Below are 12413 nucleotides of genomic sequence, written 5' to 3'. Positions count from 1 at the left end.
CGCGCGGCCCGTCCGTTTTCCCACCGTACGTTTTCTCGGTTCCCGGACATGATGTCCGACCGAAGGGCTACGGTATGCACCCACAAGGTGACATGCAGCGACGCCGGGAGAAACCTTGAGCGTTCCGTACGAGACGGCGGCGTACGAGCCAGCCGAGTCGCCCGAGGCTCCGGAGGAACACCTCGCGCGACTCCTCGGCCGCGCCCTGAACTCCTTCGAGCTGCCGGACGAGACGATGGTGCGGCTCGACTGCGCGTTGGCGTACGACAGTTCCCTGCACTCCGCGCACCACAGCGCGGGGCTGCACCGGGAAACCTACCGGCATACATGGCTGCTCGCGGACGGTTCGGCGGTCACGCTGTGGGAGCTCGTGCACAACACCGGGCCGGACGGTCACCTGGAGCACGAGGTGTACGTGGACGAAGAGGAGCTGCGCGCCGCCACGTCCCGGCTGCCGCTGCCGCCGGACACGCCCGACTTCGAACTGCCCGTGCTCGTACAGCCCTCGCCCGTCCCCGAGCCCCGTCACGCGTACGCTCCGGACGACTCGGCCGACCACGTGCGCCGGCTGCTGCGCCGGGCGGAGAACCCGGACCCCCCGGACGGTGATCTCGCGAGGTTACTCCTGGGCTCCGCCCTCGCCCACGAGATCACACAGGCCTTCGGCCGTCCGTCCCGGGCCGCTCAGGCAGGTCTGTCCTACGCGCTCTACGAGCATGCGTTCCTGCTGCGGGACGGCCGCGAGGTGTCCCTGTGGGAGGTCGAGCACACGGCGACGCCGGACGGCCGGCACATGTGCGAGGTGTATCCGTCCGAGGAGGCGGCGCGGGAGGCGATGGAGCGGCGCGCGGCGACGCTCGGCTGACCCGGAGCGACACTCGGCCGACCCGGCGCGCGCCCCGATGCACACGGTCTAGGAACGGCCCTCGTCGAACTGCCGCATGAGGCCCGCGAAGGCGTCGCGTTCGGCCGGGGTGAGTTCGACGGACTCCACGGCCGGCCCCTGCTTCGGCTGACGGGGAAGAGCGCCGAGCCTGTTGCGGTAACGCCGGGCAGCCTCCTCGTAGCGGCGGCGGCGCAGAATGCGGCCCGCACAGACGATCCAGACTGCGCTCGCCAGGGCGAGCAGGGGCACACCCAGCAGCTGGAAGATCGACGTGTCGGCAGGCATGCCCCAAGTAGACACCACGATCCGGGCTTTTGGCCCCGGACCGTGACGCATATCGCAGATACGACGAGTGCCCCGAAGTGCCCAGAGTGGCCGCAATGGACACCCCGAAACGGGCCCCTCGACACGCGGGCCCACGCAGTGTCCACAGCCCGCCCGACGCGGCTCGGCCGCAACCCCTCGGAGGGGTTGCGGCCGAGCGGCGTGACGATGGCCTCGCCGTCAGGCGGCGACCGGCTGCTGGGACTCTTCGAGCGCCACTGTCGCCGCTCCCCGGGCCTGCTTCCCCACGCCCTCGGGGCTCTGCCTGCGCATTCCCTTCAGAACGACCACCAGGGCCGTGGTCACGCACACACCGGCGGCGATCGCGACCAGGTAGAGGAACGGGTTGCCGATCAGCGGGACCACGAAGATGCCGCCGTGCGGGGCGCGCAGGGTGGCTCCGAAGGACATCGACAGAGCGCCGGTGACCGCACCGCCGATCATCGACGAGGGGATCACGCGCAGCGGATCCGCCGCGGCGAACGGGATGGCGCCCTCGGAGATGAAGGAGGCACCGAGCACCCAGGCGGCCTTGCCGTTCTCCCGCTCGGTCTGGGTGAAGAGCCTGCCGCGCACGGTCGTCGCCAGTGCCATCGCCAGCGGCGGGACCATACCGGCGGCCATCACCGCGGCCATGATCCTCATCGCCGAGTCGCTCGGGTCGGAGACCGCGATCCCGGCCGTCGCGAAGGTGTAGGCGACCTTGTTGACCGGGCCGCCCAGGTCGAAGCACATCATCAGGCCCAGCAGCGTGCCGAGCAGGATCGCGTTGGCGCCGGAGAGGCCGTTCAGCCAGTCGGTCATGCCCTTCTGCGCGGAGGCGATGGGTTTGCCGACGACCACGAACATCAGGAACCCGACGACCGCCGAGGAGATCAGCGGGATCACCACCACCGGCATGATGCCGCGCAGTGCAGGAGCGATCCTGACCCGCTGGATCGCCATCACCACACCGCCCGCGAGCAGACCGGCCACCAGACCGCCGAGGAAGCCCGCGTTGATGGTGAGCGCGATCGAGCCGCCCACGAAGCCGGGCACAAGGCCCGGCCGGTCCGCCATGCCGTAGGCGATGTAGCCGGCCAGGACCGGGATGAGGAAGTTGAAGGCCACGCCGCCGATCTGGAACAGCAGCGCGCCCCAACTGTCCGCCTGCGTCCACACGAAGTGGTCCATGACCGACGGGGCCTTGTTGATCTTGTAGCCGCCGATCGCGAAGCCGACGGCGATGAGCAGACCGCCCGCGGCGACGAACGGGACCATGTAACTGACACCGGACATCAACCACTTGCGGAGCCTGGTGCCGTAGCCCTCGCCGGCGTCACCGGAACGCTCGACCGGCGTCCCCGCAGCGGCGGCAGCGGTCACCTCGCCGCGCGCGGCCCTGCCGCGCACCTCGGCGATGAGCTCGGCGGGGCGGTTGATGCCCGCCTTCACCCCGACGTCCACGGTCGGCTTCCCGGCGAAACGCTCCTTGTCCCGCACGGGGACGTCATGGGCGAAGATCACACCGTCCGCCGCCGCGATCACGGCCGGGTCGAGCCGGGTGAACCCGGCCGAACCCTGAGTCTCGACGACGACTTCGACGCCCGCTCCACGGCCCGCGTTCTCCAGCGACTCGGCGGCCATGTAGGTGTGCGCGATTCCGGTGGGGCAGGAGGTGACGGCGACGATCCGGAACGGACGTTCGGCGGCACCCGGCTGCGGGGCGGTCCCGTCCTCGGCGCGCGCATCCGTCATCGGGGGCGCGCCGTCCGCAGCGGCGCCGGAGGGGGCCGTTCCCGCCGGGGCCGTCTCCCCGGACGACGCGACCTCGGCCGCGGGCGCCTCGTCCCCGCGGATGAGCGCCGCCGCGGCCGCCGCGTCGTCCACGGCCCGCAGCGCGGACGTGAACTCGGCGTTCATGAGCTGGCGGGCGAGGGAGGACAGGATCGTCAGATGGGCGTCGTCCGCACCCGCCGGAGCGGCGATCAGGAAGATCAGGTCGGCGGGACCGTCCGGGGCACCGAAGTCGATGCCCCGCGCGCTTCGCCCAAAGGCGAGGGTCGGCTCGGTGACGTGCTCGCTGCGGCAGTGCGGGATGCCGATGCCGCCGTCGAGCCCGGTCGGCATCTGCGCCTCGCGTGCCGCGACGTCGGCGAGGAAGCCGTCCAGGTCGGTCACCCGGCCCTCGGTCACCATCCGCTCGGCGAGGGCGCGTGCCGCCGCCTCCTTGGTTTCGGCGGACAGGTCGAGGTCGACCAGGTCCGCGGTGATCATCTCGCTCATCGCGGGCTCCTTCGCACGCGTATCGCCCGGGGAGTCTCATGGGCGTTGGTGGGGACGGGGATGCGGTGGGGTGGTACGGCGGAGGACGGGACGGCCGGGTGGCCGGGGGAGACCCGCCTCCGGGTGGCGGTGGGATTGGCCGGCTCCCGCCGCGGTCCGGGGGATGTGGGACTGCCGTTCATGACACGGGCTCCGTGAGAACGCGGTCCACGGGTACCTCCGACGTGACCGTCACGGCGGAGGGGTCCAGATCGGCCGGGGTCGGCATCAGGCTGCCGGGCAGCTGGACCGCCGCGGCACCGTGGGCGACGGCGGAGGCCAGTGCCTTCGGGCCGCTGCCGCCGGCGATCAGGAAACCGGCGAGGGAGGCGTCACCTGCGCCGACGTTGCTGCGTACGACGTCGACGCGCGCGCTGCCGAACCAGACTCCGTCGGCCGACACGAGCAGCTGGCCGTCCGCACCGAGGCTTGCCAGCACGGCGCCCGCCCCCAGCTCGCGCAGTTCCTCCGCGGCCTTCACCGCGTCGCCCACCGTGGCCAGGGGACGTCCTACGGCCTCGGCGAGTTCCTCGGCGTTCGGCTTCACCACGTCGGGGCGTTCCCGCAACGCCTCCCGCAGGGCGGGCCCCGAGGTGTCCAGTGCGATCCGGGCCCCGGCCGCATGGGCGCGGGCCACCAGGTCCGCGTACCAGGAGGGGGCCAGGCCGCGCGGGAGGCTGCCGCAGCAGGCGACCCAGCCGGTCTCGGCCGCGCGGTACTGCTCGCGGACCGCCTCCAGCAGGAGTTCGGCTTCGGCGGCGGAGAGCTCGGGACCGGGTGCGTTGATCTTGGTGAGGGTGCCGTCGGGCTCGGCGACCGAGATGTTGGAGCGGGTGGCCCCCGCGATCGGGACGGGCGCGACCTCGATGCCCTGTGCGTGCAGCAGATCGGCGACGAGCGCACCCGGCGCGCCGCCCAGGGGCAGGACGGCGACCGTGCGCCGTCCTGCAGCCGCGACCGCCCGCGAGACGTTCACGCCCTTGCCGCCCGGGTCCATCCGTTCGCCGGTGGCGCGGATGACCTCACCGCGGCCGAGGGACGGGACCTCGTAGGTGCGGTCGAGGGAAGGGTTCGGGGTGACGGTGAGGATCATGCGCGCACTACTTCCGTGCCGCCGCTCTCGATCGCGGTGGCGTCCTCGGGGCTCAGCCCGCTGTCGGTGACGAGCAGATCCACGTCGCCGAGCTCGCCGAACCGGGCGAAGTGCTCCTGACCGTGCTTGGAGGAGTCGGCCAGCAGCACCACGCGGCGTGCGGCGCGGATCGCGGCGCGCTTGACGGCGGCCTCGGCGAGATCGGGCGTGGTCAGTCCGTGATCGGCGGAGAAGCCGTTGGCCGCGATGAACGCGACGTCGGCGCGGATCTCGCCGTACGCGCGCAGCGCCCAGGCGTCCACGGCGGCGCGCGTGCGGTGCCGTACACGCCCGCCCACCAGATGGAGCTGGATGCCGGGGTGGTCCGCGAGGCGGGCCGCCGTGGGCAGGCTGTGCGTGACCACCGTGAGCGTCGCGTCCAGGGGGATGGCGCCGGCCAGCCGGGCGACGCTCGAACCGGCGTCGAGGATCATCGTGCCCTCGCCCGGCAGCTCCGCGAGGGCCGCCTTCGCGATCCGGTCCTTCTCGTCGGCCGCGGTGGACTCCCGTTCCGCGAGGTCGGGCTCGAAGTCCAGACGTCCGACGGGTATGGCACCGCCGTGCACCCGCCGCACCAGTCCGGCCCGGTCCAGGGCCTTCAGATCGCGCCGGATCGTTTCCGCCGTGACCTGGAACTCCTCGGCCAGGGACACCACGTCCACCCGTCCGCCGTCACGGGCGAGCCGGAGAATCTCCTGCTGCCGCTCCGGTGCGTACATGTCCGCTCGCCTCCGCCTCGTGCCCGAACGTGTGGTTTCCCCTGGGAGGCTACGTCTGGATTGCTGAAAAGTAAACGGGTTCGGGCATGGACCCGGACACAAACGGGCCCGGGACCTTGTGTGGGCTGTGCCGCCACACGCGGCGGCGCCCGGCGGTCTCGCGCAGAACGCGACCGCCGGGCGCCGTCGACCACCGCTCGGGAGACGACCACCGCTCAGGGGACGAGCGCCGGCTCCGGCTCCCCGGCCTGCTCCTCCTCCGCGTCCGGCGCCCCCTCCATGTGCTGCGCCGGCCGCTTCGGCAGGGCGAACATCAGCAGGAAGATCACCCCCAGCACGGCCGCCACCCAGCCCAGCGCGTACTGGAAGGCGTGCACGAAGGCCGGTCCCACCCGCGCCGGGGCCAAGCGGTCGGCGATCCGCCCGAAGAAGACCACCGACACCAGGCCGAGACCCAGCGCGTTGCCCATCTGCTGCACCGTGTTGATCAGGCCGGAGGCCGAACCCGAGTGCTCCTGCGGCACATCGGACAGGACCGCGTCCGTCAGCGGGGCGACGATGAGCCCCATTCCGGCCCCCATCACCACGAGGGGCAGGGCCATCTGCCAGGACGCTATGGCGAGGCCGTACCGGTCGGACTCCCAGATGTAGAGGAGCACACCCACCGCCATCACCAGCGCGCCCGCCTGAAGCACCTTGCGGCCGAAGCGCGGGACCAGCTTCTGTACGGACAACCCGGCCGCGGTGGAGACCGCGAGCGAGAACGGCACACCCGTCAGGCCCGCCCGCAGCGCGCTCCAGCCCAGGCCGACCTGCATGTACAGCGTCCACACCAGGAAGAAGATCCCGAGACTGACGCCGAAGACCGTCTGCACCGCGATGCCCGCCGCGAAGCTCTTCACGCGGAAGAGGGAGAGTTCGACCAGCGGGGAGCCGTCCCGCCGGGTCTTGTGCCTCTCGTACGCCACGAGCAACGCGAAGACGACGAGCGCTCCCGCCATCGACGCATACCCCCACAGCGGCCAGCCCAGCTCACGGCCGCGCGTGAGCGGGTAGAGCAGCATCAGCAGACCCAGCGTGACCAGGGCGACGCCGACGAGGTCGAGGCGCAGGGCCCGCGGCGCCCGGGACTCCGTGATGAAGCGCCGGCCCAGAAGCAAGGCACCGACGCCGACCGGCAGGTTGATCAGGAAGATGGGCCGCCACTCGAGGCCGAAGAGGTTCCACTCGGTCAGCAGCGCGCCGAGGAGCGGTCCGGAGACGGCCCCGAGGCCGACGATCGCGCCGAAGAGGCCGAAGACCTTGCCCCGCTCGTGTGCCGGGAAGGTGGCGTGCACGATCGACAGCACCTGCGGCACCATCAGCGCCGCCATCGCGCCCTGCAGGATCCGCGAGGCGACGAGCATCTCCGGGTTCGCCGCGAAGCCGCACAGCGCCGAGGCGAGCGTGAAGCCGCCTATGCCGATCAGGAAGAGGCGCTTGCGCCCGTGGATGTCGCCGAGCCGGCCGCCGGTGATGAGCCCCGCGGCGAAAGCGAGCGCGTACCCCGCGGTGATCCACTGGATCTGGCCGAAGGACGCGCCCGCGTCCCGCTGGATCGACGGGATCGCGATGTTGACGATCGTGACGTCGACCAGGTCCATGAAGGCCGCGGTCATCACGATGGCGAGCGCGAACCAACGCCTTCGGTCGCCCGCGCCGCCGGCCGCGGTGCTGCTGAGTGTGCTCTCGGTGGAGGTCATGGCCCGACGCTAGGACGCCATTAGGTCGGATCGTGTCCTAGTTATGCGGCATCCTCGGATTCATGACGACGGACACTCCCGCCCGGCTCCTGCAGCTGCTCTCCCTGCTCCAGACCCCGCGCGAATGGCCGGGCGGCGAGCTCGCCGAGCGGCTCGGAGTCTCCCGGCGCACGGTCCGCCGGGACATCGACCGGCTGCGCGAGCTGGGCTACCCGGTCCAGGCCACCAAGGGCGCCGACGGCGGATACCGGCTGGTCGCGGGGAAGGCCATGCCGCCGCTCGTGCTCGACGACGAGGAGGCCGTGGCGATCGCGGTCGGGCTGCGGGCCGGCGCCGGACATGCGGTCGAGGGCGTCGACGAGGCGTCCGTACGGGCCCTGGCCAAGCTGGAGCAGGTGCTGCCGGCCCGGCTGCGCCATCGCGTCGCCACGCTCCAGGCCGCCACCACTCATCTGACCAGTGGTGACGGGGCGAGCATCGCGCCCGAGACGCTGACCGTGATGGCCTCGACGATCGCGGGCCACGAGCGGCTGCGGTTCGGCTACCGCTCCGGGGACGGAACCCGGTCACGGCGTCTGACCGAGCCGTACCGCCTGGTCTCGACGGGACGCCGCTGGTACCTCGTCGCCTACGACCTCGAGCGGGACGACTGGCGGACGTTCCGGGTCGACCGGATCGCCGAGCCGTCGGCGACGGGCGCCCGGTTCCCGCCGCGCGAACTGCCGGCGGGGAGCGCGGCGGAGTATCTGCGCCGGTCGGTGTACCGGCGGCAGGAGACATACGAGTTCGAGGCGACCTTCGCCGCACCGGCGGAGGTGGTCGCCGCCCGCCTGCCCCACTGGTTCGAGCCGCCGCAGCCGCTCGGCGAGGGCGGGTGCCGGCTGCGCGGCGCGGCGAGCGACTCCGTGGAGTGGCTCGCGGTGCGGCTCGCCATGGTCGGCTGCGAGTTCACGGTGCATCGCCCGGAGCAACTCATCACGCGGACAAGGGAACTGGGTGAGCTTCTCGGCCGGGCGGCGCAGGCGCCGCAGCCCTGAGAGGCGGGGCTCAGCCGATCTCCCACACGAAGTCCCGCAGGGCCTCCAGGTTACGGACGGCGAGGCAGGCCGGACCGTTCGGGCCGGCGGCCGATTCGTTGCCCGCGGCCCAACTCTCCACCGCCACGCGCACGGAGGCACTGGCGAGGGCGGCGGCGAAGCGCAGAGCGGGGGTGTTGTCCGCCGACGCCTCGTCACCTCCCTGGGTCCGCGCCGCCAGGACCTCGGCGAGTTCCTGCTCCCCCGCCTGGCAGATCTCGGCCCACACCTTGGTGAGCGCGGGGTTGGTGCCGGTGAGGCGCAGCAGGGCGCGCACCCACTCGAGGGACCTCGCGGAGACTCCGACCCCGGGGGTCAGGGTGTGGACCACCGCGTGATGCAGGGCCTCGGCGACGGAGAGGCCCGCGGGGGCCTCGCGGACGGCCTGCGCCCACTGGTGCGCACCCGCCGAGAACAGCGGGGAGAGCGCCTCCTCCTTGGTCGCGAAGTACCGGTAGAAGGTGCGCGGTGCGACCCCGGCGGCGCGGGCGATGTCCTCCGCGCGGGTGGCGCGCAGGCCGTCGGCCATGAAGAGCCCTGCCGCGGCCCGGGCGATCTCCATCCGGGTCGCCGCCTTGCGTCGCTCGGTGAGCGACAGAGCCTCGGGTTCTTGCGCCGCACGGCCGGAGGATGCCCCGGTCATACGCTTGGTACCGGTCACGACGGCAGGTTATGCCGCTGTGGCACAATCTGCCATTCGGGGCCGCCCCGGGGTTCAGGTCCGGGGCGGCCCGTCGATTTCTGCCGTCCGCGGCGGGGGCAGCAAAGGAGCCGGGCCCCGGCGCCAGGGGGGAGTGGCGCCGAAGCCCGGCTCGGGAGAGCCCCGGCACCGGGGGGAGGTGCGTCGGGACTCGGCTCGTGGGGGCCGCACGATACGGCCCGTGCCGTACGGGACCTGGAGGTCTTGTGCCCCGGACCCGGCGGGTTGAAGCGACGGAACCCGCCAAGTCCGTGCGGTGCGGCGGGCCGCCCGGGGCGGCGTCGCCGCCCGCCGCCCGGGCGGAAGCCGTCAGGCCGCCGCGTCGAAGCCCGTCTGCCGTGCGAGCTTCTTCAGCTCCAGCAGCGCGTGCTTCTCGATCTGCCGGATGCGCTCACGCGTCAGTCCGTGCTCCTTGCCGACCTCCGTGAGCGTGCGCTCCCGGCCGTCCTCGATGCCGTACCGCATCTTGATGATGGAGGCCGTCCGCTCGTCGAGCCGTCCGATCAGGTCGTCCAGTTCCTCGCTGCGCAGCAGCGTGAGCACCGACTGCTCCGGGGACACCGCGGAGGTGTCCTCCAGCAGGTCGCCGAACTGGGTCTCGCCCTCGTCGTCCACCGACATGTTCAGGGAGACCGGGTCACGGGCCCAGTCGAGGACGTCGCTGACGCGGTCCGCCGAGGAGTCCAACTCGGCCGCGATCTCGGCCGGCTCGGGGTCGCGCCCGTGCTCACGGTTGAACTCCCGCTGGACACGGCGGATCCGGCCCAGCTCCTCGACCAGGTGCACGGGCAGCCGGATGGTCCGGGACTGGTCGGCGATGGACCGCGTGATCGCCTGACGGATCCACCAGGTCGCATAGGTCGAGAACTTGAAGCCCTTGCGGTAGTCGAACTTCTCGACCGCGCGCACCAGGCCCGCGTTGCCTTCCTGGATCAGGTCGAGCAGCGGAAGACCGCTGCGCGGGTAGCGCCGCGCCACGGCGACGACGAGCCGAAGGTTCGAGCGGATGAAGATGTCCTTGGCCCGCTCGCCGGCGGCGACCAGGGCCTCGAGCTCCTCACGGGTGGCCTCGGCCTTGGCCTTCTCCTCCCCGTCGAGGATCTGGCGCGCGAACACACCCGCCTCGATGACCTGGGACAGCTCGACCTCCCTCGCGGCGTCGAGCAGCGGCGTGCGAGCGATCTCGTCGAGGTACATGCCGACCAGGTCGCGATCGGCGATCTCGCCGCCATGGGCGCGAACACTGTTAGCCGCGTCGACGGTCTCGCTCTCGGCGGACTTGCGACGGGCGACGGCACGGGTTGCCATGCGTGCTCCCTTGCGATGGTGGGCTGGCGGATGGTCCTGTGACGCTTCGGTCACCCTCCCGGGTGCCCTGCATCCGATGGAAACAACGACTGGAATCAGGACAGAATTCCCAACGGGCCCCTCAATTTTTCTGATCATGCAGTACCCTGTGCCGCCACCAGGGAGGCCGGATGTTGTCCGAATTCAGAGAGGTGCAGGTCAGGCCGGGAGTCGAGAGCGACCTCGTGGCCCTCACCGACCTCTACAACCACTATGTGCGCGAGACGCCCATCACCTTCGACACCGCGGTCTTCACCCCGCAGGAGCGACGCCCCTGGCTGCTCTCCCACCCTGAAGACGGGCCGCACCGCCTGATGGTTGCCACGGATCCCGAATCGGGGACGATTCTCGGGTACACCACATCCAGCGCCTTCCGGCCGAAACCGGCGTACGCGACCTCGGTGGAGGTCACGGTCTACCTCGCCCCGCAGGCCAAGGGGCGCGGCGTCGGCACACGTCTCTACAGCGCCCTCTTCGACTCCCTCGCCGGGCAGGACCTGCACCGGGCGTACGCGGGCATCGCCCAGCCCAACGAGGCGTCCGTGCGACTGCACGAGCGCCTGGGCTTCCGGCACATCGGCACATACCGCGAGGTGGGGTACAAGTTCGGCCGCTACTGGGACGTGGCCTGGTACGAGAAGGAGCTCTGACGGCGGAGACCGGGTCGCGCCGCGCTCGCGCGGAAGGGCGGGCGACATGCCGCCGCCCGCCGTCGCGTCCGCGGAGTTCCGGTGGCCGCCCGGGCCCCGTCGGCGGTCAGCCGAACTGCACCGACCGCTTCGCCAGACCCATCCAGAACCCGTCGATCACCGACTTCTGCGCGTCGAGCTCACCGGTCGCGTCCGCCGCGCCCAGGGTCACGAAGAGCGGGGCGAAGTGCTCCGTGCGGGGGTGGGCGAGGCGGCCCGCCGGGGACTTGCGGACGAAGTCGACGAGCGAGTCGACGTCGCCGGCCTCCAGCGCGCGGTGCCCCCAGTCGTCGAACTCCGCCGACCAGCCCGGCACTCCCCCGCCCGGCTGCCGCAGGGCCGCCAGGTTGTGGGTGAAGAAGCCCGAACCGAGGATCAGGACGCCCTCGTCGCGCAACGGCGCCAGCTTCCGGCCGATCTCCATGAGCCTCAGCGGATCGAGGGTCGGCATGGAGACCTGAAGGACCGGGATGTCGGCCCCCGGATACATCTCGACCAGCGGAACGTACGCGCCGTGGTCGAGACCGCGTTCCGGCACGTCCTGTACGGGGATGCCGGGGGCGCGCAGCAGCTTGCGCACCGCTTCGGCGAGTTCGGGGGCGCCCGGGGCCCCGTACCGCACCCGGTAGTAGTGCTCGGGGAAGCCCCAGAAGTCGTAGACCAGCGGGACCGTCTCCACGGCGCCGAGCGCCAGCGGTGCTTCCTCCCAGTGGGCGGACACCACCAGGATCGCCTTGGGGCGCGGCAGGTCCGCGGACCAGGCGGCGAGCTGGCCGGGCCAGACCGGGTCGTCGGCGAGCGAGGGTGCGCCATGGCTCAGGTAGAGGGCGGGCATGCGCTCGGGCACGGTGCGCTCCTCGGTGACGGCGGGCATGGCGGCCACTCCCTTCGCAATTTGCTTGAAGTCTCAAGTTATATCGGCCAGCCTACTCCGCACTTGTTTAACCTTCAAGAAGGAGCCTCGTACAGTGGTCCCATGACGACGGCACCCGCTGATGACACACGCTGGCTCACCGACGAGGAGCAGCGCGTCTGGCGTGCGTACATGCACGCCGTCACTCTTCTCGAGGACCACCTCGACCGCCAGCTCCAGCGCGACGCGGGCATGCCGCACGTGTACTACGGACTGCTCGTCCAGCTCGCCGAGGCGCCGCAGCGGCGGCTGCGGATGACAGAGCTGGCCATGCGGGCGAAGATCACGCGCTCCCGGCTCTCGCACGCCGTCGCCCGCCTCGAGCAGAACGGCTGGGTGCGGCGCGAGGACTGCCCTTCGGACAAGCGCGGGCAGCTCGCGGTCCTCACCGACCAGGGATACGCGGTGCTGTCGGACACCGCGCCGGGGCATGTGGCCGCCGTGCGCCAGGCCCTCTTCGACCGGCTCACCCCCGAACAGCAGCAGTCCCTCGGCGAGATCATGTCGATCATCGCCGAGGGTCTGCAGCCCTCGGAGGCAGGCGCGGATCTGCCCTGGCTGCGCTGAGCCACCGGGCGGAT

The 12413-nt window shown here is 71.8% G+C and carries 12 protein-coding genes; 4 read left to right on the top strand and 8 right to left on the bottom strand.

The genetic code is table 11. From position 1 onward, the window contains the following. Positions 1–115 precede the first annotated feature (115 nt). Complete coding sequence (locus ADL25_RS28185) at positions 116–865, top strand: DUF6227 family protein (protein ID WP_059130648.1); 750 nt, start codon at positions 116–118, stop codon at positions 863–865. A 48-nt stretch (positions 866–913) separates the two neighbouring features. On the opposite strand, the gene ADL25_RS28180 is transcribed toward ADL25_RS28185, so the two are convergent. The 5 genes from ADL25_RS28180 to ADL25_RS28160 all read right to left on the bottom strand — a co-directional run bounded on the left by ADL25_RS28180 (position 914) and on the right by ADL25_RS28160 (position 7107). Continuing rightward, positions 914–1171: a hypothetical protein gene (locus ADL25_RS28180; RefSeq protein WP_059130647.1), complete on the bottom strand. Its 258-nt coding sequence runs from the start codon at positions 1169–1171 to the stop codon at positions 914–916. A 219-nt stretch (positions 1172–1390) separates the two neighbouring features. Further along, the gene (locus ADL25_RS28175) at positions 1391–3475 is read right to left on the bottom strand and encodes a PTS fructose transporter subunit IIABC (RefSeq protein WP_059130646.1); all 2085 of its coding nucleotides are present in this window, start codon (positions 3473–3475) and stop codon (positions 1391–1393) included. A gap of 178 nt (positions 3476–3653) precedes the next feature. Continuing rightward, positions 3654–4607, bottom strand: coding sequence for a 1-phosphofructokinase (gene pfkB, locus ADL25_RS28170; protein WP_059130645.1), 954 nt, complete (start codon positions 4605–4607; stop codon positions 3654–3656). Beyond that, positions 4604–5365: a DeoR/GlpR family DNA-binding transcription regulator gene (locus tag ADL25_RS28165; RefSeq protein WP_059130644.1), complete on the bottom strand. Its 762-nt coding sequence runs from the start codon at positions 5363–5365 to the stop codon at positions 4604–4606. Before ADL25_RS28165 ends, pfkB begins: the two co-directional genes overlap by 4 nt. A 215-nt stretch (positions 5366–5580) precedes the next feature. After that, the gene (locus ADL25_RS28160; protein WP_059130643.1) at positions 5581–7107 is read right to left on the bottom strand and encodes an MFS transporter; all 1527 of its coding nucleotides are present in this window, start codon (positions 7105–7107) and stop codon (positions 5581–5583) included. Between the two features lie 62 nt (positions 7108–7169). Here ADL25_RS28160 and ADL25_RS28155 point away from each other — a divergent pair, with 62 nt between their 5' ends. Then, positions 7170–8144 (top strand): helix-turn-helix transcriptional regulator, encoded by a 975-nt coding sequence (locus ADL25_RS28155; protein WP_059130642.1) that lies wholly within the window; start codon positions 7170–7172, stop codon positions 8142–8144. Positions 8145–8154: 10 nt separating this feature from the next. Here ADL25_RS28155 and ADL25_RS28150 read toward each other — a convergent pair whose 3' ends face one another. Continuing rightward, complete coding sequence (locus ADL25_RS28150; RefSeq protein WP_059130816.1) at positions 8155–8745, bottom strand: TetR family transcriptional regulator; 591 nt, start codon at positions 8743–8745, stop codon at positions 8155–8157. 447 nt (positions 8746–9192) lie between these two features. Next, complete coding sequence (locus ADL25_RS28145; RefSeq protein WP_059130641.1) at positions 9193–10191, bottom strand: sigma-70 family RNA polymerase sigma factor; 999 nt, start codon at positions 10189–10191, stop codon at positions 9193–9195. Positions 10192–10361: 170 nt separating this feature from the next. Between ADL25_RS28145 and ADL25_RS28140 the strand changes: the two genes are divergently transcribed. Further along, positions 10362–10880: a GNAT family N-acetyltransferase gene (locus ADL25_RS28140; protein WP_059130640.1), complete on the top strand. Its 519-nt coding sequence runs from the start codon at positions 10362–10364 to the stop codon at positions 10878–10880. Positions 10881–10986: 106 nt separating this feature from the next. On the opposite strand, the gene ADL25_RS28135 is transcribed toward ADL25_RS28140, so the two are convergent. Beyond that, a complete protein-coding gene (locus ADL25_RS28135; RefSeq protein WP_059130639.1) occupies positions 10987–11793 on the bottom strand; it encodes a dioxygenase in 807 nt (268 codons plus the stop codon). A gap of 102 nt (positions 11794–11895) precedes the next feature. On the opposite strand from ADL25_RS28135, the gene ADL25_RS28130 reads away from it, so the two are divergent. Further along, positions 11896–12399 (top strand): MarR family winged helix-turn-helix transcriptional regulator, encoded by a 504-nt coding sequence (locus ADL25_RS28130; RefSeq protein ID WP_059130638.1) that lies wholly within the window; start codon positions 11896–11898, stop codon positions 12397–12399. Positions 12400–12413: the final 14 nt, after the last annotated feature.

The organism is Streptomyces sp. NRRL F-5122 (assembly GCF_001507435.1).
GTDB classification, from domain to species: Bacteria; Actinomycetota; Actinomycetes; order Streptomycetales; family Streptomycetaceae; genus Streptomyces; species Streptomyces lannensis.
The sequence above is the reverse complement of the archived record's forward strand: the minus strand, read 5'-3'. Positions and strand labels throughout refer to the sequence as shown.